Origin of the sequence: Candidatus Kryptonium thompsonii, assembly GCF_001535985.1 — a bacterium.
Classification (GTDB): domain Bacteria; phylum Bacteroidota; class Ignavibacteria; order Kryptoniales; family Kryptoniaceae; genus Kryptonium; species Kryptonium thompsonii.
In genome coordinates this window covers 51,653-74,679 of record NZ_CZVS01000022.1, presented here as the reverse complement: position 1 = coordinate 74,679, position 23,027 = coordinate 51,653, and the positions used below count along the sequence as shown (strand labels likewise).

At 36.5% G+C, this 23,027-nt stretch carries 23 protein-coding genes; 19 read left to right on the top strand and 4 right to left on the bottom strand.

The genetic code is table 11. The features are described 5' to 3' along the window. From AWW78_RS04145 to AWW78_RS10845, 7 genes are all read left to right on the top strand, one after another. On the top strand, positions 1–246 hold a 246-nt coding region (locus AWW78_RS04145), incomplete at its 5' end, for a c-type cytochrome (protein WP_047133280.1). A 13-nt stretch (positions 247–259) separates the two neighbouring features. Further along, entirely contained in the window at positions 260–1,930 is a 1,671-nt protein-coding gene (locus AWW78_RS04140) for a TonB-dependent receptor domain-containing protein (RefSeq protein WP_047133273.1), read from the top strand. Between the two features lie 17 nt (positions 1,931–1,947). After that, positions 1,948–2,226, top strand: a complete 279-nt coding sequence (locus AWW78_RS04135; protein ID WP_047133272.1) for an HU family DNA-binding protein — start codon at positions 1,948–1,950, stop codon at positions 2,224–2,226. A 6-nt stretch (positions 2,227–2,232) separates the two neighbouring features. Continuing rightward, positions 2,233–3,525 carry an HU family DNA-binding protein gene (locus tag AWW78_RS04130; protein ID WP_047133271.1) on the top strand — a complete coding sequence of 431 codons (1,293 nt, stop codon included), beginning with the start codon at positions 2,233–2,235 and terminating at the stop codon, positions 3,523–3,525. Between the two features lie 22 nt (positions 3,526–3,547). Next, on the top strand, positions 3,548–5,116 hold the full coding sequence (locus tag AWW78_RS04125) for a sodium:solute symporter family protein (RefSeq protein WP_047133270.1): 1,569 nt from the start codon (positions 3,548–3,550) through the stop codon (positions 5,114–5,116). Between the two features lie 16 nt (positions 5,117–5,132). Beyond that, the gene (locus tag AWW78_RS04120; RefSeq protein WP_047133269.1) at positions 5,133–5,423 is read left to right on the top strand and encodes a hypothetical protein; all 291 of its coding nucleotides are present in this window, start codon (positions 5,133–5,135) and stop codon (positions 5,421–5,423) included. Positions 5,424–5,533: 110 nt separating this feature from the next. Next, the gene (locus AWW78_RS10845) at positions 5,534–5,656 is read left to right on the top strand and encodes a hypothetical protein (protein ID WP_255301233.1); all 123 of its coding nucleotides are present in this window, start codon (positions 5,534–5,536) and stop codon (positions 5,654–5,656) included. 12 nt (positions 5,657–5,668) lie between these two features. On the opposite strand, the gene AWW78_RS04115 is transcribed toward AWW78_RS10845, so the two are convergent. Genes AWW78_RS04115 through rsmI form a run of 4 tightly spaced genes read right to left on the bottom strand, consistent with a single transcriptional unit; the run spans position 5,669 to position 9,197 of the window. Continuing rightward, complete coding sequence (locus AWW78_RS04115) at positions 5,669–6,991, bottom strand: inositol-3-phosphate synthase (protein ID WP_047133268.1); 1,323 nt, start codon at positions 6,989–6,991, stop codon at positions 5,669–5,671. Beyond that, positions 6,988–7,716, bottom strand: a complete 729-nt coding sequence (locus tag AWW78_RS04110; RefSeq protein WP_047133267.1) for a CDP-alcohol phosphatidyltransferase family protein — start codon at positions 7,714–7,716, stop codon at positions 6,988–6,990. The genes AWW78_RS04115 and AWW78_RS04110 overlap by 4 nt, the downstream gene beginning before the upstream one ends. Positions 7,717–7,728: 12 nt before the next feature. After that, positions 7,729–8,514, bottom strand: coding sequence for a class I SAM-dependent methyltransferase (locus AWW78_RS04105; RefSeq protein ID WP_047133266.1), 786 nt, complete (start codon positions 8,512–8,514; stop codon positions 7,729–7,731). 14 nt (positions 8,515–8,528) lie between these two features. Further along, a complete protein-coding gene (gene rsmI / locus AWW78_RS04100) occupies positions 8,529–9,197 on the bottom strand; it encodes a 16S rRNA (cytidine(1402)-2'-O)-methyltransferase (RefSeq protein WP_047133265.1) in 669 nt (222 codons plus the stop codon). A 167-nt stretch (positions 9,198–9,364) separates the two neighbouring features. Between rsmI and uvrB the strand changes: the two genes are divergently transcribed. From uvrB to AWW78_RS04040, 12 genes are all read left to right on the top strand, one after another. Beyond that, positions 9,365–11,386, top strand: a complete 2,022-nt coding sequence (uvrB, locus tag AWW78_RS04095) for an excinuclease ABC subunit UvrB (protein ID WP_047133264.1) — start codon at positions 9,365–9,367, stop codon at positions 11,384–11,386. A gap of 23 nt (positions 11,387–11,409) precedes the next feature. Continuing rightward, a complete protein-coding gene (locus AWW78_RS04090; RefSeq protein WP_047133263.1) occupies positions 11,410–11,880 on the top strand; it encodes a hypothetical protein in 471 nt (156 codons plus the stop codon). Positions 11,881–11,884: 4 nt separating this feature from the next. Then, positions 11,885–12,793 (top strand): phosphoribosylaminoimidazolesuccinocarboxamide synthase, encoded by a 909-nt coding sequence (locus AWW78_RS04085; RefSeq protein WP_047133262.1) that lies wholly within the window; start codon positions 11,885–11,887, stop codon positions 12,791–12,793. Position 12,794: 1 nt separating this feature from the next. Next, positions 12,795–14,789, top strand: a complete 1,995-nt coding sequence (locus tag AWW78_RS04080) for a monovalent cation:proton antiporter family protein (RefSeq protein ID WP_047133261.1) — start codon at positions 12,795–12,797, stop codon at positions 14,787–14,789. Next, positions 14,749–15,243, top strand: coding sequence for a DUF2085 domain-containing protein (locus AWW78_RS04075; RefSeq protein ID WP_075436095.1), 495 nt, complete (start codon positions 14,749–14,751; stop codon positions 15,241–15,243). The genes AWW78_RS04080 and AWW78_RS04075 overlap by 41 nt, the downstream gene beginning before the upstream one ends. A 60-nt stretch (positions 15,244–15,303) precedes the next feature. Next, positions 15,304–16,752, top strand: coding sequence for a glycolate oxidase subunit GlcD (glcD, locus tag AWW78_RS04070; RefSeq protein ID WP_047133260.1), 1,449 nt, complete (start codon positions 15,304–15,306; stop codon positions 16,750–16,752). A 26-nt stretch (positions 16,753–16,778) separates the two neighbouring features. Further along, positions 16,779–18,089: a (Fe-S)-binding protein gene (locus tag AWW78_RS04065; protein WP_075458793.1), complete on the top strand. Its 1,311-nt coding sequence runs from the start codon at positions 16,779–16,781 to the stop codon at positions 18,087–18,089. Positions 18,090–18,154: 65 nt separating this feature from the next. Then, positions 18,155–18,835, top strand: coding sequence for a rhomboid family intramembrane serine protease (locus tag AWW78_RS04060; RefSeq protein WP_047133258.1), 681 nt, complete (start codon positions 18,155–18,157; stop codon positions 18,833–18,835). A gap of 17 nt (positions 18,836–18,852) precedes the next feature. Then, positions 18,853–19,989: a baeRF10 domain-containing protein gene (locus tag AWW78_RS04055; protein ID WP_047133257.1), complete on the top strand. Its 1,137-nt coding sequence runs from the start codon at positions 18,853–18,855 to the stop codon at positions 19,987–19,989. 20 nt (positions 19,990–20,009) lie between these two features. Continuing rightward, positions 20,010–20,711, top strand: a complete 702-nt coding sequence (locus AWW78_RS04050; RefSeq protein WP_047133256.1) for an HAD family hydrolase — start codon at positions 20,010–20,012, stop codon at positions 20,709–20,711. Between the two features lie 17 nt (positions 20,712–20,728). After that, positions 20,729–21,988 carry a type IX secretion system plug protein gene (locus AWW78_RS04045; protein ID WP_047133255.1) on the top strand — a complete coding sequence of 420 codons (1,260 nt, stop codon included), beginning with the start codon at positions 20,729–20,731 and terminating at the stop codon, positions 21,986–21,988. 4 nt (positions 21,989–21,992) lie between these two features. Next, positions 21,993–23,018, top strand: coding sequence for a Gfo/Idh/MocA family protein (locus tag AWW78_RS04040; protein WP_047133254.1), 1,026 nt, complete (start codon positions 21,993–21,995; stop codon positions 23,016–23,018). Positions 23,019–23,027: the final 9 nt, after the last annotated feature.

Sequence of the window (23,027 nt, the reverse complement as noted above, 5' to 3'; positions counted from 1 at the left end):
AAGGAGCAACTTCAAAAAATTATGGAGGGAATTTCCGACGCTCTTGGAGTTAAATGTAACTATTGCCATGATGTTAACAATTACTCAAGCGATGTAAAGGAGACGAAAAGAAAAGCCAGAACGATGCTTAAGATGGTGATGACAATAAACCGCGATTTCATAAATTGGGAGGGTGCTCAAGTAGTTGATTGCTATACATGCCACCGTGGTCAAACGAAGCCACAGATAAAGGGCGCTTCAAAATAAATTTCTTCACGACATGAAAAAAATTATCATTGCGATTTCATTTTTTGTTTGTTTGAATGTCTTATCTCAAGAATCAAAGCCAGGGGAAAGAGAATTTAGAATTGATACGACAAGATTTGGTGAACCGAAAAATGAATTTGTCCTTCCTGAATTTGTGATAACAGGGCGAGAGACGATTGAAGTTGAAATTGGACAAAAAGTTGAAATTACCGATGTTAATTTGCCTAAAGTTGATTTAAATCTATACCAAATTTCATCCGCTGAAAAATTTACACCTGATGTTCCTGTTAAAAACATCAAAGATGGTTATGTAAAATTTTTTGAAAAAAATCCGATTGCCAAATTTAAAGCTGGCGTTGGGAGGTACTTGACAACTTACTTTGATGGTATACTTCAAGGCAATGTCTCGAAAATTTTTTCGATCAGTTCAAATTTTTATCATCGTTCAAGCCAAGGGTTCATCGAAAACGCAGATTATGTGAGGAATCAATTTTCTGTTAATGCTGGTCTTTATCTCCCCAAAATTAAAGATAAAATTTTGGATTGGCTTGGGGGTGCAAAAATTTCAACGGCGGTAAATTACTCAACTTATAGTTTTGGCTTTTATGGTTCTGTTTCGCCGAGTTTTCATAGAAATATGAATAAATTCGATCTTGGGCTTTACATTGAGTCACCGTATAGAAATGTTTTCGATTACAGCTTGGGACTTAATTATTCAATTTTTACATTGCTTGATACAATAGCAAACTATGAAAATTCAAATTTTGGTGGAAGGGAGAAACGATTTGATTTGAGCTTTAACTATAGACATAGGGTTGATTTTTTAAAATTGAGACTTGGCGTTGATTATACACCTTTGCCAGCGAGATATCTTAAGCTTGGTATATTTGCTGGGAATTTGCTTGAATTTTTTGAAATTAATGGGAATTATCTTCTTGATTTTGGGGTTAAGTTATTTTCATTTCAAAATTTTGATTCAGTAAACAGATTTAGGATTTACCCTGATGTTTCATTCAAATATCTTGCTGGCAAGAAGACGCAGGTTTACGCATTTTTTTCACCAGAGGTTTTAAATTTGACAGTTTCAAATTACCTGAGTGTAAATAGATTCCTGACGAAAAATCTAAAAATTGTACATCCTGAGGAATATTTTAATCTTAGTTTTGGGGTGAAGTATGGGTTGAGCAATTTCGGGGTTGATGCGGGGTTAAATTTTAAAGTATTTAAAAATTTCCCAATCTATGTTGACGAGGATAAGGATGGATTTTACTCAGTTGAGTTTGAACGGACTCAATTTATTGAATTAAAGAGCTCGGGTTATTTAAATTATCGGGGCAATGAGCTTGTTTTTGGCGTTATTTTAAATTCATCATACAATGCAAAAAGCAAGAAACCGGTCCCATATTATCCGAGTTTTTCGGCAAATCTTGGGTATAAATATCGTTTCGCTTTTGGACTTGTAATTAATCTGGAAATTGATTTAATTAGTAGTAGAGTTTATAACTTTAATGGAGATGAACTTAAGGGATTTGTGCTTGTGAATCTTGGAGCGGAATATGAGGTTTTTAAAAATTTCAAGGTTTTCCTGAATTTTGATAATTTGTTATCTCAAAAATTTTATAATTGGCATAATTATCTTGAGCCCAATATGGTTTTCATTGGTGGGATTGAGTATAGGTTTTAAACAAAATTGGGTTTTGGATGAATAAAAGTGAATTGGTAAAATCGCTTGCGCAAGATTTGAAATGGAGTGCATCAAAAACCGAAAGGGTTGTTGATTCTTTTTTTAATTTGGTATCTGAAATTTTGATGAAGGAAGGGAAATTGAACTTGTTTAAGTTTGGGGTTTTCACGGTGAAACATAGAGCGAGTAGAAAGGGGCGCAATCCCAAAACTGGTGAAGAGTTGATTTTGCCGCCGAGGGATTACCCGCATTTTAAGCCGAGCAAGTCGATAATTAATATAATTAACAACCGATAGTTTTTCATGGATAAAAGCGAATTTTTAAATTTGCTTTCAAAGCGTGCGAATATCTCATATGACGAGGCGAGACTGTTTTACGACAAATTTATTGCAAGATTTGCGAAAGCTATAAAATCGGGGCAGAATATTAGAATTTCGGGTTTCGGTGAGTTTAAAAGGAAAATTAGAAAGGGGAAAAGAGTTTTTGATCCTAAAACTGGACTTGAAAGGGTTATTCCTTCCAAGGTTGTGGTTAGCTTTCTACCAGCGAAAATTTTTGCCGATAAAATCAATATAAGATATAGAAACTTGAAATCGGTTGTTGTTAAAGTGCAACCACCTGTTGTTGAAGAGAAGGAAACCGATGAATTTAAGCTCACATTTTTTGAGGCAGAGAAAAAAGCAAATGGTATAAAATCTGGAATTGTTTTCGGTGAGTATGAACCTATCGTTGAACCAATTCAAACTTTGAAGATGCAATCTGAAGATTATTTGACTTTACCTGAGAAACCGATATCAGAAGGAAAAGTTGAAACGATAGATATTGAGGTTCCGATTTTCGATGTTTTTCAAAGGGTTGATGTTGCCGAGGTGGATTGGGATAAGGATATTGGGGAATTGGAAAAAGTAAAAATTAACTTTGAGGAGGTAGCGATGCCTGAATTTAATTTAACAGAGGAATCCAAGCAGCCTCAAGAGAAAGGCGAGGTGAAAAAAATTTTTGACGATACACAAAAAAAGGAGGTACCAGCAATGGCATTTGAATATGAAGAGGAAAATCAGAAGAGAACAGGCTTTTGGGTGTTTCTTCTGGTGGTGTTTTTAATTTTTATTGGTGGGGTTGTATTCTTGTTGAATCAATATGGTTACATTCATCTGTGGGGTAAAGGTAAAGAAGCTGGCAAAGTGGAGTTTAAACAGCCAGAGGAGGTTATTGTGGCAACACCACCGGAGCTTAAGCCGACGCCAGAAACACCTGCGACGATTGAAGGAAAAAAGCCAGAACCATCTGTTACTGTTAAGCCTCCCAAGGTTAGCAAGCCAGTTCCAAGGGAGGGGAGAAGTTATATAATTCAGGTCGCTTCGTTCCAGGATAAAAAGTTAGCAGATGCATTTGCAAGTAATTTGAGAAGTAAAGGCTATAACGCTTTTGTTGAAAGAGCATTTGTTGAGTGGAAAGGCGGAAGCTGGTATCGTGTTCGCGTTGGATTTTTTGATTCAATTGAACGTGCGAATGAAGTTGCTGAAAAATTGAAGAGAGATGTAAAGGTTGAAAAGGTTTGGATAAGCGAAGCGACAAAGGGTGTAGTAAAGTAAAAAGTAAAAATGCAAGGGGCAAATGGTTAAATTTGCTTTCCTAGATTATTTCTGGCTTGTTCTTTACCTTATTTTAATGACCGGGGCGGGGGTTTTGTTCTATAATCTTGGTAAGAGATCTGAGGCAGATTTTTTTCTTGCTGGGAGATCCTTACCTTGGTGGCTTCCTGCAATGAGTGTTTATGCCACGCATACGGCAACTGATACGCCGATGTGGGTCAGTGGTGTTATCTATAAACATGGTTTCCGCGGGTTGTGGTATACTTTTTTCTCCGCATGGTGCGCAATCGCTGCTTTTGTATCCGCGAGAATTTTTAGAAGATCGGTTGCATATTCGCAGGCTGAATGGCAAAGTTTGAGATATTCTGGGCTTGGATCTGAACTTTTGCGAGGTTGGATGGCTGGATGGGGATTTTTTCTTAATATGTTTATCCTTGGCTGGGTTGGAATGGCGATGGGGAAATTGTGTAATTATTTATTTGGATGGGAAAACTGGGTTGGGCTTGTATTTTTTTCTTCTATAACTGCAGTTTATGTTTTATCAGCTGGATACTGGGGTGTTGTAATGGCTGACTTTCAACAGGGAATAATTGCTTTTCTAGTTATAGTTATAGCCTCGCTATGGGGCGTTCGTGAAGCTGGCGGTCCCTATGGAATTGTTCAAAAGTTATATGAACTTGGTGAATCTTGGCGTTTAAATCCATTTCATTTTACGGGCTTTTTCTCTGGGGATTTTCCAGTTGCGTGGTTTATAACAATGATAATTATCGCTGTGCTTGGTGGTTTTGGGATGGGAACAAGTATTGATTGGTATGCAGAAGCTCAAAGAATCCAGTCAGCAAAAACAGTTCGTGATGCTTCATATAGTATTTGGTGGGGAACTGCATTGACATTAATGAGAAATGCTATCTGGGCAGTTGCTATAATTGCTTTTTTTGTGATGAATCCATTTTTGACCGATGTAAAGGAGTATGAAATGGCATGGTTTAGGATTGCATTTGAACATTTACCCGCTGGTATGACTGGTTTTTTGTTTGCTGGAGTAGTTGCGATTCACATTTCTACAATTTCAACTCATCTAAATCTTGGCTCTATTTATTTGACACGAGACATTTATCATCACTATGTAAAACCAGATGCGAGTCAAAAAGAACTTGTATGGATGGGGAGAATTGCTACTCTTTTTCTTTTGATTGGCTCATTTATTTATGGTTCAATGATGGAGGAAATAACGAAGTGGTTAATTTTCGCTTTATGGATAATGGGGGCTGGGATGTGGCTCCCAAATATCTTGCAAGTTGTCTGGTGGCGATTTAATTCATGGGGTTATCTTTCTGCGTGGATTGCAAATTTAGGCTTTTCGTGGCTTGTTGTTTGGATTCTTCCTACATTTGGTGTTATACCTGAATTGCCCGATTACTTGCAATTCTGGATCTTAATGTTTTTAACTGCGCTAGTCTATATTCCTGTAACTCTTTTAACAGAGCCAGAGGATATGGAACATCTCGTCAAGTATTATGTTATGACAAGACCGATCGGATGGTGGAAGCCAGTTGAAGAGGAAGCGAGAAAAAGAGGCTTGATAAAATAAAAATGGTGTTTTGCCCATGGCTTTTATAAGAAGAAATTGGACTCCTGAGGAGGCAAATAAGTGGACTCGTGAAGATGTAATTGCTATTATTGTCTCGCCCTTTGCATATGCTTTTTTGATGATTGGAGTTGCGCTAAGTTTGCTTCTTTTTCTATGGGGATTTGTGTTTCTTATAATTGGTATAATTTTAACTGGAGTTATGCATTGGGTAATAGATCCGAAATTAAAAGCAGTTTCAAGTGAATACGAAAAGAAGCAACGAGAGTATATAGAAAATCTTGAAAAAATAGTAAGCTGGAGAGAATAAATGGAAAAAGGTTTAACAGTAGTTTTAGGGATGACGATAGCTTACTTTGTTTCGTTTCTTGGTTTAATCCTTGCTTACATTTCTTACAGGAAAAGAAAAGGGCTCAAAAAATGAGCATCGATACGATTATATGGGGATTGGTAATTCCATTTTTCATCTTCGCATTTTCTTTCGTGATAACCTATATGCTTTATAAAAAGTTTTCAAGAGAATTGGGCTCGGACGACAAATAGATGAACAAATTTTTAATCGTAGTATTCAAGTCCGAGATGTGTTATAAGTTCCTCTCCCATTAAATGGCGTAATCGATTTTTAAGCTTCATAAGTTGTATAAACAAATCATGTTCTGGATAAACAGTTGGAGCGTGCATTGGACTTTTGAAGTAAAAAGATAGCCACTCTTGGATTCCACTCATTCCGCTTCTCTGGGCAAGGTCAAGAAATAGTGCGAGATCGAGAACTATTGGGGCAGCAAGGATTGAATCCCGACAGAGGAAATTTATTTTGATTTGCATCGGGTAGCCAAGCCATCCAAATATGTCTATGTTGTCCCATGCCTCTTTTTCATCTCCACGCGGTGGATAAAAGTTTATTCGCACCTTGTGATAGTAGTTCCCGTATAAATCTGGGTAGAGTTCTGGTTGTAAAATATATTCAAGAACACCGAGTTTACTAACTTCTTTTGTCTTGAAAGATTCTGGGTCGTCTAAAACTTCGCCATCGCGGTTGCCAAGTATATTAACAGAGAACCAGCCTGTGAGTCCAAGCATCCTTGCTTTGAGCATTGGAGCTATCACTGTTTTGACAAGTGTTTGTCCAGTTTTGAAGTCTTTTCCAGCAATTGGAACTTTCATCTCTTTGGCAAATTGGATAAGTGCTGGTATATCAACTGATAAATTAGGTGCGCCGTTTGCGTATGGGACACCCTCAGCGATCGCAGCATAGGCATAGATCATGCTTGGTGCTATTGCATCATCATTTCTCTTCATTGCTTCTTCGAACTTTTCAAGGGTTTGATGTGCTTCGGTAGGTTCCATATAAACTTCCGTACTGCCACACCAAATCATAACGAGGCGATCACAATTATTTTTCTGCTTAAACTCTCTAATATCTTCTCTAAGCATTTGAGCAAGTTCAAATTTATCCTTTGCTTTTTTTACATTCGGTCCATCGAGCTTTCTAACATATTTTTTGTCGAAGACGGCTTTCATCGGTCTAATTTGTTCAAGTTCGTCTTTTACAAGGTCGAGATGTTCTTTTCTTAAAACGCCAGCTTTTAACGCAGATTCATACGCATTATCTTCGAAAATGTCCCATCCACCAAATACAAGATCATTTAAGTCAGCGAGTGGGACAAATTCCTTAATTTTGGGGAATCTTCTCTCGGTTCTTTTACCAAGTCTAATCGTTCCCATTTGCGTAAGTGAGCCAATCGGTAAAGCCAATCCTTTGCGAACGAGCAATGTTCCTGCGATAAAAGTAGTTGCAACGGCACCAAGCCCAGGTAAAAGTACCCCAAGTTTTCCAACAGGTTCTTTTATTTCCGCACCTGATTTTGTCTTTATCATTTTCCCACCTCCTTATTTTGTGTTATGAGTTCAGTTTGATTTTCGAAAAGTTCAATCTCTTTTGATTTTTTCCATACATAATGAAGTCGTTGATATGCAGTTATATTTGTTAAAACAGCCATTATGTAAATTGCGATTGAAAGGGGCATGGGTGGATAAGCAGGAAAATCAAAATTAAATTTATCAAATACATAATCGAAAAATCTTACAAAGTAATCATGGAGAAAGTAAAAGACTGAACCAAATCCAAGCAAAACTATTCTCTCAGCTCTTCTCATAAGTCCAACATTACACTCAAAACCAAGCCCTTCTGCTCTTGCCCTTATATAGCTTACCATCATTGAACCACCAATTGCAAAAACAGCAGCAACAGATGTGATGTAAAAGTTGTATTTTATCAAGTAAACTCCGATCCCGAAAAATATAATTACCTCGGCATATCTATCAAGCGTTGAATCATAAAGCGCTCCGAATTTGGTCACTCTATTAGTTAATCTTGCGATTTTCCCATCAATGGTATCAAATATTCCGCTTAACAGAGTTAAAATGCCAGCAATTATGAATTTGCCTACTGCGAAAAAATATCCCGCAAGTATACTGATGATAAGTGCAAGTGTTGTTAAAAAATTTGGATTTAAGTTTAAGTGCGAGACCAATCGTAGGATTTTTTCTATTGAATTAAGGTATAAAATCTCAACTTTTCTGGGTATTAGGTTTGGGGACATAAAGTATTCTTGTTAATTCTTTTTCAGTGCAATAAGCGTGTTTTCGTCAGTATAGGTTATCTGTTCTGGATCATAATATTTGAGCAAATTTTGTTTAAAAAGTTTAACTGCCTGTTTATACTCTTCATCGTCGTAAAGATAAAAAGTAGAATAATGTTTTGCAAATACTTTTTTAAGAAGCTCTTCCATAGTTGATATGCGTGGATATTCAAATTCAGTATAGCTTACAAGTTCAAATTTTTTTAATCTTTTGAGCCGTTTGATCAGATCATCTTTCCAAAACAAGCGATATTCTTTATCCGAAAAATTTGGGAAAAATTTACCCCAGATCGATCTCCGATTTTGTTCCTGCGTTCTAGTGTAAATGAAAAGGAATCCCCCAGGTTTTAAAACCCTTTGTGCTTCACGAATAAATTTTTTGAAGTCGAAATGATGGATGGCGTTGAAAGCAGTTAACACTTCAATCGTTTGGCTTTTCAATGGCAAGTTTTCAGCAGGTGAATTTATAAAATAAGCCTTGCGACCTGCGAGGTATGACTGTGCCATTGAAAGCATTTCAAAACTTACATCAATTAATAAAGCAGCGTTAATATTTTCGGGTTTAAGAATTTTAATCAAAAGCTCTGTGTATCTCCCAGTTCCAGCCCCTATGTCTGCAATTTTTATTGGCTTTTTGAGTTTTTTATGTTGTACCAAGATATCTCGTATTGCTAAAATTGGTTCGGGATCAAGGGTTCGAACATGACGATATACAGGTGCAATTTGGGCAAAATGTCGAGATATGTTGAATTTCTTCATCTCTCTCCTCCTTTTTATTTTCCCGAAATTACGATTACAAATTCACCCTTTATTTTATCGGGTGTTAACTTGTTTAAAACTTCAGATACCTTACCTCTGAAAACTTCCTCATGAACTTTTGTTAACTCTTTAGCTACGGCTATTTCTCTATCTCCAAAGATCTCAAGAATTTCGTTCAGCGTCTTTAAAAGCCTGTGTGGTGATTCGTATAAAATTATTGTTCTCTCTTCTTGAGCTAATTTTTGAAGTTTTGTCTTTCTTCCTTTTTTATGGGGCAAAAAACCGACGAAGACGAACTCGTCCATAGGCAGTCCGCTTACAACAAGTGCACTGACGAATGCCGTCGGTCCAGGTATTGGAATTACTTGGATATCTTCCTCAATTGCTCTTTTGATCAGGATATATCCAGGATCGGATATACCAGGTGTTCCCGAATCGGAAACAAGAGCGATATTTTTTCCTGATTTAAGGTGAGAGATTAATTCCTCAGCTCTTTGCCTCTCGTTATAATTATAATAACTTACAAGTTTTTTTGCAAGATTAAATTTCTCGAGTAAGATAAGCGTGCGCCTTGTGTCTTCGCATGCGATTAAATCAACACTTTTTAGCACTTCAACCGCTCTAAATGTTATATCGTCAAGGTTTCCAATTGGTGTTGAAACGATGTAAAGTTTGCCCGTCATTAACTGATTTTAGTTTTATTTTTTGCTCTTGTTATTAAGATATACAAAGGCTGAAATTATCCCAAATGTTTTGCATTTGATTTGAAACCGAGTTTTGAAAAATAATTTAAAGTTTTTAAAATTCAATTGGTGAAGTGAAATCATTGCACGGAAGATAAACTTGGGAAATGGATAAATTTAAACTTGTTTCAAAATACAAACCGACCGGAGATCAACCCAAAGCAATAAAAGAACTCAGCGAGGGAGTTTTGCGCGGTGAGAAGTATCAAACTCTTCTTGGTGTCACGGGAAGCGGTAAAACATTTACACTTGCTCATGTAATCGCAAATGTAAATAAACCCACACTTGTGATCTCGCACAATAAAACTCTTGCAGCTCAACTTTATGGCGAGTTTAAATCTTTCTTTCCGGAAAATTTGGTTGAATTTTTCATAAGCTATTACGATTACTATCAACCCGAGGCTTATATCCCAGAGACGGATACTTATATTGAGAAAGACGCAGCTATAAACGATGAAATTGATCGTCTTCGCTTGAAAGCTACAAGTGCGTTGCTTTCGGGAAGAAGGGATGTAATAATAGTTGCATCTGTGAGTTGTATTTATAACATTGGTTCCCCCGATGAATACTTGCGTCAAATCGTTACTATAAGGGTCGGTGATAGGATCGACAGAAATTCACTTTTATATAAACTTATGGATATTCACTATGTGAGAAACGACTTTGAATTTACGCGCGGGACTTTCAGAGTCAGGGGAGATGTAGTTGAAATTCTGCCGGCATATGAAAATGAGGAGGCAGTAAGAATTGAATTTTTTGATGATGTGATTGAAAGAATATCATATATCAATAAACTGACCGGGCAAGTTATAGGTAGAACAGATGAGGTTGTGATTTACCCTGCTAAATATTTTGTAACTGATAGACCAACGCTTGAGAGGGCAATTAAAAGTATAGAGGAAGAACTTGAACAAAGATTAGCTGAGTTAAGGGCACAAGGTAAATTTCTTGAGGCACAGCGACTTGAGAGCAGAACCAGATTTGATATTGAAATGATGAGAGAGATAGGATATTGTAAAGGTATTGAAAACTACTCAAGGCACCTTACGGGGAGAAAGCCAGGTGAAAGACCTTTCACTTTGATTGATTACTTCCCCAAAGATTATTTGATGATCATTGATGAATCGCATGTGACAATACCCCAAATTCGTGGGATGTATAATGGAGATAGATCAAGAAAGGAAACCTTAGTTGAGCATGGTTTTAGGCTTCCATCAGCACTTGATAATAGACCCCTAAAATTTGAGGAGTTTGAATCTTTAATAAATCAAGTTATATTCGTCAGTGCAACCCCTGGAGATTACGAGCTTGAAAAGTGCAAAGGCGTTGTGGTCGAACAGATAATAAGACCGACAGGGCTTTTGGATCCAGAGGTAGTTGTTAAACCAACAAAGAATCAGATTGACGATTTAATTCACGAGATAAGAGAAAGAGTTAAAAGAAAGGAAAGGGTTTTGGTTACAACTTTGACTAAGCAAATGGCAGAAGACCTTGCGGAGTTTTTGCGGGGCATTGGAATAAAGGTTAGATATATTCATTCTGATATTGATGCGCTTGAAAGGGTTGAAATTTTAAGGGATTTGCGACTTGGCGATTTTGATGTGCTCGTTGGGGTTAACCTTTTAAGGGAAGGACTTGATTTACCGGAAGTCTCGCTTGTGGCAATACTTGATGCTGATAAAGAAGGTTTCCTTCGCTCCGAGAGGTCACTTATTCAAATCGCCGGGAGAACCGCAAGAAATGTTAATGGCAAGGTTATACTTTACGCAGACAGAATTACTAAATCAATGCAAAAGATGATCGACGAGACAAATAGAAGAAGAAAAATTCAAATGGAGTACAATGAAAAACACGGGATTAAACCACAGACTGTTTATAAGAGTTTAGAAGACATACTTGCAACGACAATTGTTGCAGATGTTAAACCAAAATATGAGATTAAAGAGAGAAGGACAAGTATCTCGATTGTTACTGATATAGGTTTTAAATTCATGACCCCAGAGCAAAGAAAGGAGTTGATAGAGCAGTTGAGGCGTGAGATGATAAAAGCCGCAAAAGATCTTGAGTTTGAAAGAGCTGCTGAGATTAGGGATGAAATTCAAAGGCTTATGCAAATGATGAAAAATTAACCTTAAAATAAATTGGTCTTTTTATGCTTAGAAAATTTATCTTTTTAGGTTTACTTATTTTGCTTGGCTGCTCAGATAAACCCACTATGATACCGAACTCTTTGGGTAAGTTGAATCTTGATAAGTATTATGTTGGTGCAAAAGCTAAGGAAATGATAAACCAGCTGCACATGAGTGGGATGGTTGCTGGGGATAAAAATGAAATCGGTTTTTATTCACATGATACACTTAAAGCGGTGCTCTACATATCAAAATTCAAGGATTCTAAAATTGCGGAACAAAAACTTGAGCAAATGTTAATCAAGATCGCGCATGGAAGCACACCATTTTTCTTGCATAATCAGGTTAATGTTCAAAACACAAATATATTTCTTCTTTTCGGGATGGGGCAATCTCACTATGTTTACACCAAAAATGACAAATTGATATGGCTTTCAGTGGATTTTCAAGTATCTCTTGAAACATTACATTCGTTACTAAAACAAATAAGGTGAAATAATGTACAAACCACTTTCACAAAGCAATATACCGAAAGCTAAGTTAATAAAACGGGGGAAAGTTCGTGATATTTACGAAGTGGATGGTTATCTTTTGATACTTGCAACGGATAGAATTTCAGCATTTGATGTGGTGCTTCCAAATCCAATCCCTTATAAAGGTTATGTTTTAAATCAAATTTCTGTTTTTTGGTTTAAGTTTTTAAAGGATATTGTGGAAAACCATTTTATAACGGACGATGTTAATTTGTTTCCTGAGGTTTTCAAGGAAAGTTATGATCAGGTTGTTTATCGGTCAATGCTTGTTAAAAAAACAAGACCACTTCCAGTTGAATGTATAGTCAGGGGTTATATCTCGGGTTCAGCTTGGAAAGATTACAAGAGAAGTGGTTCTGTCTGCGGAGTGAAACTTCCCGAGGGATTAAGGGAATCTGATAAACTTAATGAGCCAATTTTCACCCCATCAACGAAGGCTGAAACCGGTCATGATGAAAATATCACATTTGAAAAAGTTGTTGATCTAATTGGTAAAGAACTTGCTGAAAAAGTACGTGATTTAAGCTTGGAAATTTATGCTAAGGCTGAGAAATACGCTCGAGAAAGAGGGATTATTATAGCCGATACGAAGTTTGAGTTTGGGCTTGATGAAAATGATAATTTAATTTTAATTGATGAAGTTTTAACTCCTGATTCATCTCGATTTTGGCCACTCTCTGAATATGAACCGGGAAAATCCCAGCCGTCGTTTGACAAGCAGTATGTCCGTGATTATCTTGAATCTTTAAATTGGGACAAGCAACCGCCGGCGCCTGAACTGCCTGAGGAAGTCGTTAAGAAAACCAGCGAGAAATATCTCGAAGCGTATAGGCTTTTAACTGGTGAAGATTTGTTGAAGAAAATAAAAGTTTAAGATGGATGTCGTTGAGTTTTTGAAAATATTTGCTTTTATTTTTGGTATCTCTGCCCTTGTTGTTTATCTTCTGCACAAAGTGAGGTTACCGCCTGTAATCGGATTTTTAATCTCGGGAGTTATAATTGGACCTTATGGAGCCAAGCTTGTTGAAAGGGTTGAAGTAGTTCAAGTTTTAGCTGAGGTCGGGGTGATCCTTCTTCTTTTTGTTCTTGGATTGGGGCTTTCTCTGACGAAATTGCTTGAGATGAGACGCTTTTTGCTTGTGGCTGGGGGAGCACAGATTATTATGACCGTGTTTTTATTCACAATTTTGTCTTTGCTCTTCTTTGAGTTAAATCTTTCCATTTTTATAGGCTTGATAGCTGCTTTAAGTAGCACTGCTATAGTTTTGAAATATTTGTTTGATAGTGGTGAAATTGACTCTTCACATGGAAGAGTTACAACTGGCATTACGATATTTCAAGATTTGGTCGCCATCTTTATAACACCTTTTATTCCTTTATTTCTAAGTAGCAATTTTAATCCGATCAATTTTCTGGTCAAACTTCTCAATTCATCTTTGATATTGATTTTTGTGGTTTGGGCTTCAAGGAAGCTTGTTCCACCACTTTTATTTTTGATAGCAAAGTCAAGGATACGAGATCTGTTCATAATTTCGGTTTTATTTCTCTGTTTTAGTGTTGCGCTGATAGTATCTGAGCTTGGTTTTTCGCTTGCTTTTGGCGCCTTTGTTGCTGGGCTTTTGATATCTGAATCAGAGTATTCACACCAAGTCACTGCTGATATAATCCCGTTTAGAGAAAGTTTAATGGCGATATTTTTCGTTTCAATCGGCATGCTTTTAAATGTTAATTTTTTGATGGAGAATTTTAGAGTCGTTGTTTTGATTTCACTTTTAATAATATTGATAAAAATCCTTGGAACATCTTTAGGAATTCTTATCAGTGGTGGTGGCATTAAGACTGCGTTTATTTCTGGAATTCTCTTAGCTCCGATAAGCGAGTTTTCTTTTGTTTTGATTTTACTTGGCAAGAAATTTGGGTTGGTTGATGATAGGATATATCAATTTTTTATTGCATCAGCTGTTATAACCATGGTTCTATCGCCAATCTTGTTTACATATGTTCATAATCTTGCTGCATTTGTGGGGAACTATATCAAAGTTAAAGATGAGAGTTGGGAAAGGCTTAAGAGAGAAAGCGAACTAAGGGAGCATGTTATAATAATTGGTTTTGGGTTAAACGGTAGAAGTGTCGCCCGAGTTTTAAAGGGAATTGGTATTCCTTATGTAGTTATTGAACTTAACATTTCAACGGTGAAGAAAATGCGAGAGGTTGGGGAGCTTATTTTCCATGGCGATGCAACAAGCCCTGATGTTTTAAGGAAGGCTGGGATTGAAGAGGCAAAATTAATGATAATCACGATTTCTGATCCTGTTTCAAGCAAAAGAATAGTTGCTATCGCTCGCTCTTTGAACAGCAATATTTATATAATTGTGAGAACAAGATATGTAGCTGAGGTTGAAGAACTCCGAAAATTAGGGGCAAATGAGGTCATACCTGAGGAATTTGAAATATCGGTTGAAATTGCAAATCGTGTTTTAAGTTATTTTAAATTTCCGATAAATTTAACAAAAGAGTATGTAAGCAAGTTAAAAGAGGGGAGCTATGAGTTATTCAGGCGAGATGATGTGTCCTTTAATGAATTAGTGCAAAACTTGGCTCTTCCAAAAAATTTATCAGAGCATCTAAGGCGTGTTGAGTTTGAGACTTATTGGGTTAAATCAAACTCAAGGGCAAAACAAACATCAATTGGTGAGATGGCTTTGAGAAGTCGCACTGGGGTTACGGTTCTCATCGTCAAGCGAGGTGAAGAAATTTTTATAAATCCATCGGCTGATTTTAAGTTTGAGGTTGGGGATTTAGTGGTTTTAATGGGGGAGCGTAATAAAATTGAAAAAGCAATTCAATTACTTGATAATGGGGAAGCTTAACAGGAAGGGTATAAAAGTTTATATGATTATGCTATTATGCGTCATCGTTTTTGATTTCCTAATTATATCTCCTGTTATTTTTTCAAACTTTGGGATGAATAAATTCTCAGAAGCGGTTTATTTATTTTTCAAGCCATTGTGCCATCAAATGGACTCCAGAAGTTTTCACATCAATGGTGTAAAGTTAGCTGTTTGTTCGAGGTGTAGTTCAATTTATTTGGGTGTTTTATTTGGTGTTTTTATCGCACCTATTGTTATAAATAGGAAATTTCTTAATAAGGCAAATCTTTTACTCGTTCTTGCTTTAATTCCATCGCTTTTTGAATTCTTGTATGAAAGATTCTTTGGGGTAGAAGTTTTAACCGCAAAAGTTTTATCTTCACTTTGGCTTGGGGGGATAGCTGGGCTGATCTTAACATCTCAAATTATTGATATGTTCTCAAGCCAAGGATAAAACTTTTGACATTTGCATTTATCTTGCTTATCTTTAATTTAGAAAAAAAGATCAACGACTATGGATGTCAAGATAATTCGTCAACTTGAAGAGATCGTTGGAAGGGAAAATGTTTTAACATCGATAGAGAACAGAATAGCTTACTCTTACGACGCAACGCCAACATTTGCAAGCTTACCGGATGCCATTGTGATCCCACAAACTCCCGAGCAAATATCTCGAATTTTAAAACTTGCAAATGAGGAAAATTTTATCGTTGTCCCGCGCGGTTCTGGAACCAGTTTAAGCGGTGGGGTTGTGCCTTTGCCTAATTCTATTGTTTTGTTGATGAACAGATGGAGAAAAATTCTCGAGATTGATAGAGAAAATTTAACGGCGTTGGTTGAACCAGGTGTTATAACTGCGCATCTTCATCAAGAGGTTGAAAAGTACGGTTTGTTTTATCCACCTGATCCAGGAAGCATGACAATTTCAACGATAGGCGGAAATGTTGCTGAAAACGCTGGTGGTTTGAGAGGGTTAAAGTATGGGGTTACAAAAAATTATGTTCTTGGGCTTGAGGTCGTGCTTCCAACTGGAGAGATAATAAATGTCGGTGGTAAAAATGTTAAAGATGTCGCGGGATATAATTTGAAGGATGTTTTAATTGGTTCTGAAGGGACGCTTGGGATTTTTACCAAAATTTTATTGAAACTTATCCCAAAGCCGCAATCTTATAAAACGATGATAGCGTTTTTTAACTCGCTAAGTGATGCGGGAAAGACTGTCGCGGATATAATTGCAAGCCATATTATGCCGGCAACGCTTGAATTTCTTGATAACACGACCATAAAATGTGTTGAAGATTACGCCCATCTCGGGTTGCCGGTAAACGCAGGGGCTTTACTTTTAATCGAAGTTGATGGACATCCAGCTCAAGTTGAAGAAGAGGCAGAAAAGATAGAGAAAATTTGTATTAAAAATGGGGCAACGGATTATAAAATTGCTAAATCCGAGAGCGAAGCCTTAAATTTAAAAACCGCAAGGCGTGCCGCATTTGCAGCACTTGCTCGTGTTAAACCGACGACGATACTCGAAGATGCGACCGTTCCAAGAAGCTTTATACCTGAGATGGTGGAAAAAATTCAACAGATAGCAAATAAATACCAAATTATCATCGGGAACTTTGGGCATGCCGGTGATGGAAATCTTCATCCGACGGCATTGACGGATGAAAGGGACAAGGAAGAGATGAAAAGAGTTGAACAGGCTTTTGAAGAAATTTTTGATTACGCTATTAAACTTGGTGGAACAATTACAGGTGAGCATGGGGTTGGACTTGCGAAAAAAAGATTTCTCGAAAAGCAGTTCAGCAACGCTGCCATCGATTTTATGAAAAACATTAAACGGGTTCTTGATCCAAATAATATTTTGAACGCTGGCAAGATTTTCGATCTAAAACCACGATGTGAGGGACGCCTTCCGACGGCAAGGGAAGAAATTGAAAAATACAAAGGTCTGTGGGTTTAATAAAAAATAAAAAGGGAAACTTTTCTATGGAAGATATGAGAATTCCATCTGAACTTATCGTTCAGTGTATGCATTGTGGTATGTGTCTTCCAGTTTGTCCAACTTATAATTTGACACTTCTTGAAAAATCTTCGCCAAGAGGAAGGATTCGGCTTATAAAAGAATTTGAAGACGGTAATCTTCCGGCTACAGATGATTTTGTTGATGAGATGTATTTCTGTCTTGATTGTCAGGCATGTCAAAGCGTTTGTCCAGCTGGGGTTCAATACGGAAAACTTGTTGAATCAGCGAGGGTGAAAATTTTTAAACTCGGTAAGGATAAACAAAAGTTAGTTAAAAAAATTATTTTCAAGCTCGTTTTCTTACCTGCTATTTTTAAGTTTTTTGCAAGTTTAGTGCGACTTTATCAAAATAGTTTAAATGGCGTGTTTAAAAAGGTTAGGCTAGATAAAATAGTCCCTGAAAGATTGAGGCAGATTGAGGAACTTTCACCGAAAATCTCAGATAAGTTTTCAAGTGAAATTTTGCCTGAAGTTTTAAAACCTACCGGTGATGCGAAGTATAAAGTTGGATTTTTAACAGGTTGCTTTATGAATGTTATGTATTCAGATATCAACATCGATTCTGTTGAAGTTTTGCTTGAAAATGGGTGTGAGGTTTACATTCCCAAAAAGCAGGTTTGTTGTGGTTCTGTTATGGCTCATTATGGGGATATTGAGACGGCGAAAAAATTTGCGAGAAAAAATATAATTGAATTTTCAAAATATAATCTTGATGCGATAGTTATAAATTCTGCTGGTTGCGGGGCTTTTATGAAGGAATATGGAGAACTGTTTAAGGAAGATGAATCTCTAAGGGACAAAGCTGAACATATAAGCAGGATAGCAAAGGACATCAATGAATTTCTATACGAAATTGATTTTAAAAAACCGGATGCGGAGATAAATTTAAATGTAACCTATCACGATGCCTGTCATCTTGTGCATACACAAAAAATAACGATGCAACCAAGAGCGATAATAAAGTCAATTCCTGGAATTAACTTTGTTGAGTTGAACGAATCAACATGGTGCTGTGGAAGCGCAGGAATTTATAACATACTTAGGTATGATGATTCGATGAAAATTCTTGAGAGAAAGATAAAAAATATTCTTGAAACAAACGCTGGGGTTGTTTTAACGGCGAATCCGGGTTGTCACGCTCAAATTGAATATGGGCTCAAAAAGGCTGGTGCAAATATTAAAGTTATGCATCCCATAACCTTGTTAAATCTTGCCTATAAATTATCAAAGGAACGCGCAAATAATACCCATCAAAAATTTTTCCAAAAGGTTTGAGCCAATTATCAAATCTCTGTATAAAAGGATAGAGCTGAAAAGTTAAAAATAAACGAGGAGGGAAATTGATACCGCTTAAAGATACAATACCGTCTCGAACCTATCCATTTATCACTGTTACTTTAATTATATTGAATGTTTTGGTCTTTCTTTTTGAGCTTACGCTTGGCGAGAATTTATCTGAATTTTTTGATCTTTTCGGCGTTGTGCCTGCAACATATTTTGAATTAAAAGAAGCTGGAGCACCTTTTTTGCTGGTGTATTATTCATTTTTAACTTCTATGTTCTTGCATGGTGGTTGGATGCACTTGATCGGAAATATGATATACCTTTGGATTTTTGGCGATAATGTTGAAGATAGAATGGGGCATTTTCGATTTCTCTTATTTTATCTGCTTTGTGGTTTCTTTGCAGGGCTCGCTCATGTTTACACGAATCCACATTCTGAAGTCCCAGCGGTTGGGGCAAGCGGTGCAATATCAGGGGTTTTAGGTGCATATTTTGTTCTTTTCCCTTATTCAAGAGTTATAACTTTGGTTCCGATTTTCTTTTTCTTCGATTTTATTGAGGTTTCGGCGTTTGTTTTTTTGGGGATATGGTTTCTGCTTCAGTTTTTTAACGGTGTCGCTTCGTTAGGTGTGGCTTCTTACGCAACTACAGGTGGCGTCGCATGGTGGGCTCATATTGGTGGATTTGTTTCAGGTGTTTTGCTATCGTTTGTCTTCGTTAAAAGGAAATACTACTAAAACTAAAAGGGGGCTTTATGCTGATCAGGTCAGAAAAACAGTTAAAGGAGTTAAAAAATTATCAACCAAAATCCTGCCTTGTATCATCGCTTTATCTTAACACCGATGGAAGCAAATTCTCAAAAAAGGAAATTGAAGTTATATTTAAGGATCTTGTTAAAGAAAAGAAGGCTGAAGCAACGGATGATGTCCTTCAAGATATAAAGAGAATGGAGCAATATATATCGCAAAATCTTGACATAGTGAAAACAAAAGGGATTGTTATATTTTCGTGCAGTAAGGAAAACTTTTGGCAGGTTTATGAGCTAAACATTTCACCACCAAATTTATTTGTCATCGATAAGAATCCCTATGTTCGTCCTTTATTTGTAATTTTTTCGAAGCTTTATAAAATTTGCACTGTTATATTTGACCACCGCAAGGCAAGAATTTTTGAAGTTTTCGGCAATGAGATAGCATTGAGAGATGAGATTTACGATGAAACACCCAAAAGAATAAAGGTTGCTGGATATCATGGATTTGATGAGTCAAGGGCAGTTGAGTATCAGACGAATAAAATAATCGAACATTACAAAAAAATTGTGAATAGATTGCTTGAAATTTATCAAAGCGATAAATTCGATATTCTTCTGGTCGGAGCGAAGCCACAAGATGTTAACTTGTTTGTTGAACAATTGCATCCATATCTTGAAAAGGTTTACGGTGGCTCATTTAATTTGCCAGTTGATGCAAAAGAGGCTGATGTTTTGAGAAAATCACTTGAGCTTCAGATGAAACTTGAAATTGAAAAGGAGAAAAAAGTGATTGAGCAACTTGAGACACATGCGCATTCTGAAACATCGGGTATGGCTGTTCTTGGAATTAAAGATACGATAAGAGCTTTGAATGAGGCAAATGTAAATAAGCTTGTTTTTAATCTTGATTTTACTTATGCAGGGAAATATTGTCCTTCATGCAATTACCTTGCGTTGAAGGAAGATAAATGCCCAAAGTGCGGAACAAATCTCATCCGTGAATCGAATATAATTTTTAAACTCATCGATGTCGCTATTGAAAAAGGTGCGGATATCTATCCGATTTTTTATTCGAACACTTTAAATCAGGGAGTCGGAGCAATGTTAAGACACAAGGGAATTATGAAAACAACAGTTTAAAAATAAATTGTGAAACTGTTTTGGGGATAAAATGTGTAATTTTTGATCTTGATGGAACAATTGCACAAACAAATGAATTGATTTTTGAAAGCTTTAACTACATAGCTGAAAAATACACTGGTCGAAGATTTTCAAACGAAGAGATACCTTCATTATTCTTTGGTCCACCTGAGGAAGGTGGAATTAGGAAACTACTTCAACTTTTTTCGAGCGATAACAAAGTTCTTCAAAATATTGATTTTTATGTTGAAAGTGCGGTTAATGAATTTTATTCGTATTACGAAAAAAATCATGACAAAGCCAAAGTATATCCTGGCATAAAAGAGACACTTTCCTTCTTGAAGCACAAAGGTTTAAAGCTTGCTCTCTTTACAGGAAAGGGTAAAATCACGACTTCAATCACTTTAAGAAAACTGGGTCTTGAGCATTTTTTTGATATTGTAATCACTGGCGATGATGTGAAATATCATAAACCGTTTGGTGAGGGGATAAAGAAAATTCTTGATACGCTTGGGTTGAAACCTGATGAGGCTATACTCGTTGGTGATGCTGTGAGCGATGTTAGTGCTGGGAGGGAAGCTGGCGTTAAAATTATTTCCGCTTTGTGGGATCCCTATGGTAAAGATAAAGTCATAAATCTAAATCCTGACTTTGTGGTTTACTCGGTTGACGAGCTTAGGGAATTGCTTTGCAACTTAGTCATGGAAGTTAAGGATGATTAAAGTATGGAATGGGAAATATGCTTAAGTATTATTTGCTTTTATTTTTTGCCAATTTTTTATTTGCGCAAGATCACATTGAAATTAAGGGTTTGAGGGTTTATAGTTACGAAAGCGAAATTTATCCGCCTATAATAGTTCGATATGATACACTTTGGAATGGTGAGCCAAACACAGCGAATGATTATATTGTGATTGAGTTTGATGTGAAAAGCACAACTTTGCCAGATATAGGAATTCGTTTTTACCACTGTGATAGAAATTGGAGGAAAACCGAAAATATATTTGTTCAAGATTTTTTCCATAGCAAATCCCTTTCTCTAAATTATACGACAGCTGAGAAAGGGATAAAGGGTTATAATTTTCACTTTAAGAACATTTTTCCCGATCCCAATGGTGTCGTCAGGTTTCCGTATTCTGGAAATTATGTCTTTGAGATTTACAATGTAAAAGCGGATACAATTGTCTACGCGAGCGGGAGATTTATATTGGTTGACAAATTAACAGATGTAAATGCGAGTTTAAGAAAGGTTTTGCTTGGAGACAAAGCGGATCTGCGAAATTATGTAAATGAAATTGATGTTGAAGTCGAGATCCCTGATTCTCTGAGCTGGTATTATGTTACAACTGTCGATATTTATGAAAATTGGAAAATTTTTTATCCATATCGGATTGATTTCGCTGAGAGAAAGAAATATAGTTATGTAAGTGGTTTTCCATCGAGTTCAAGGATTTTTAAGATCTGGAATATTTATCCTTTAAATGAATACAGGCAAATTGATTTGAGAAGCGAAAAAATTTATCCGAACGGTTATCCTGTGACGCCGATTGGCGGAGTTGATAAAGTTAGAAAATTTTGGCAGGGTGAACCAGATATGGATGGTGGTTGTAGGATAGTTGAGGAGGGGATGTACTCGGAGTATCTTGAGGTGAACTTTCAACTTGAGGTTGATAGGGAAACGGAGCAAAAAATCAAGGGTGATATTTTTATTGTTGGTGCTTTTAATAATTGGAAGCCTAAACCTGAGGATATTTTGAAATATGATCCTGTGAGAAATTGTTATTATGTTAAGAAATGGCTTAAGCGTGGAATTTATGATTATCAGTATGTTGTCGGTTATTATGATTACGGAAAGGATGAGGTTATTGTGATTGATTGGCTTGAGCTTGAAGGGAACGATTGGCGAACAAGTAATTCTTATTACATCGTCGTTTACTACAAAGATCCACAGTTTGGTGGATTTGATAGAATAATTGGATTTACAAAAATTAAGGGATAAGGATATGGAAAAGGTTAATATTGGGATTATAGGAGTTGGTTATCTTGGTAGCATTCATGCAAAAATTCTCGCTAAAATTCCAACGGCAAATTTTGTTGGTGTCTATGATATAAACGAGCAAAGGGCGAAGCAAATTTCAAATGAAATTGGTGTGAGGAATTTTTCTACCCTTGATGAATTGCTTGATAATGTTGAGGCTGTTGTTATAGCAACACCTACGACGACGCACAAAGAAATCGCTCTCCATTGCTTGATGCGTGGAATCCATACTTTTATTGAGAAACCAATAACAGATAATGTGGCTGGTGCAGATGAAATTATAAAAGTTGCGAAAGAGAAGAATCTTAAAGTGCAAGTTGGACATGTCGAGAGATTTAATCCCGCTTTGCTTTCGATTTCAAATTATGAAATTAACCCCGTTTTTATTGAGACACATAGGCTTGCTCAGTTTAAACCGAGGGGAACAGATGTTGCGGTGGTGCTTGACTTGATGATTCACGATATTGATATAATTTTGAATCTCGTTAAAAGTGAAATTGAGGAAATAAGAGCGAGCGGAGTTGAGGTAATTTCCGATTCAATTGATATCGCAAACGCAAGGATACAGTTTAAAAATGGTTGCACCGCAAATATTACAGCAAGCAGGATCTCAAGGAAGAACGAAAGAAAAATGCGAATCTTTCAAAAGGATGCTTATATTTCGATTGACTTTCTTCAAGGTATAACGGAGATATTTAGACTCGTTGATGAAGATAAAAGTAGTGATGAGAGTTCAACTTCAACGGTTTTACTAGGTAAGATTGAAGAGGGAACAAAGAAAAGAAAAATAATTTACGAGCAGCCAAAGGTAAAAGATGTCAATCCAATTGAGGCGGAGCTTGTGGCATTTATTGATTCGATTATCTACGACAAGCCAACTGTTGTGAGCCCAGAGGATGGCAAGCTTTCGCTTGAGGTTGCTTTTAAAATTGTTGAAGAGATCGAAAGACAACAGAAAATTGTAAAGGAAAAGATGTCACTTGATATTTGAAACTTTAAA

What these genes read in the sequence shown, in the direction of transcription:
- AWW78_RS04140 (WP_047133273.1), top strand. Translation starts at nt 260, where the DNA reads ATGAAAAAAATTATCATTGCGATTTCATTTTTTGTTTGTTTGAATGTC.
- AWW78_RS04135 (WP_047133272.1), top strand. Translation starts at nt 1,948, where the DNA reads ATGAATAAAAGTGAATTGGTAAAATCGCTTGCGCAAGATTTGAAATGG.
- AWW78_RS04130 (WP_047133271.1), top strand. Translation starts at nt 2,233, where the DNA reads ATGGATAAAAGCGAATTTTTAAATTTGCTTTCAAAGCGTGCGAATATC.
- AWW78_RS04125 (WP_047133270.1), top strand. Translation starts at nt 3,548, where the DNA reads ATGGTTAAATTTGCTTTCCTAGATTATTTCTGGCTTGTTCTTTACCTT.
- AWW78_RS04120 (WP_047133269.1), top strand. Translation starts at nt 5,133, where the DNA reads ATGGCTTTTATAAGAAGAAATTGGACTCCTGAGGAGGCAAATAAGTGG.
- AWW78_RS10845 (WP_255301233.1), top strand. Translation starts at nt 5,534, where the DNA reads ATGAGCATCGATACGATTATATGGGGATTGGTAATTCCATTTTTCATC.
- AWW78_RS04115 (WP_047133268.1), bottom strand. Translation starts at nt 6,991, where the DNA reads ATGATAAAGACAAAATCAGGTGCGGAAATAAAAGAACCTGTTGGAAAA.
- AWW78_RS04110 (WP_047133267.1), bottom strand. Translation starts at nt 7,716, where the DNA reads ATGTCCCCAAACCTAATACCCAGAAAAGTTGAGATTTTATACCTTAAT.
- AWW78_RS04105 (WP_047133266.1), bottom strand. Translation starts at nt 8,514, where the DNA reads ATGAAGAAATTCAACATATCTCGACATTTTGCCCAAATTGCACCTGTA.
- rsmI (WP_047133265.1), bottom strand. Translation starts at nt 9,197, where the DNA reads ATGACGGGCAAACTTTACATCGTTTCAACACCAATTGGAAACCTTGAC.
- uvrB (WP_047133264.1), top strand. Translation starts at nt 9,365, where the DNA reads ATGGATAAATTTAAACTTGTTTCAAAATACAAACCGACCGGAGATCAA.
- AWW78_RS04090 (WP_047133263.1), top strand. Translation starts at nt 11,410, where the DNA reads ATGCTTAGAAAATTTATCTTTTTAGGTTTACTTATTTTGCTTGGCTGC.
- AWW78_RS04085 (WP_047133262.1), top strand. Translation starts at nt 11,885, where the DNA reads ATGTACAAACCACTTTCACAAAGCAATATACCGAAAGCTAAGTTAATA.
- AWW78_RS04080 (WP_047133261.1), top strand. Translation starts at nt 12,795, where the DNA reads ATGGATGTCGTTGAGTTTTTGAAAATATTTGCTTTTATTTTTGGTATC.
- glcD (WP_047133260.1), top strand. Translation starts at nt 15,304, where the DNA reads ATGGATGTCAAGATAATTCGTCAACTTGAAGAGATCGTTGGAAGGGAA.
- AWW78_RS04065 (WP_075458793.1), top strand. Translation starts at nt 16,779, where the DNA reads ATGGAAGATATGAGAATTCCATCTGAACTTATCGTTCAGTGTATGCAT.
- AWW78_RS04055 (WP_047133257.1), top strand. Translation starts at nt 18,853, where the DNA reads ATGCTGATCAGGTCAGAAAAACAGTTAAAGGAGTTAAAAAATTATCAA.
- AWW78_RS04045 (WP_047133255.1), top strand. Translation starts at nt 20,729, where the DNA reads ATGCTTAAGTATTATTTGCTTTTATTTTTTGCCAATTTTTTATTTGCG.
- AWW78_RS04040 (WP_047133254.1), top strand. Translation starts at nt 21,993, where the DNA reads ATGGAAAAGGTTAATATTGGGATTATAGGAGTTGGTTATCTTGGTAGC.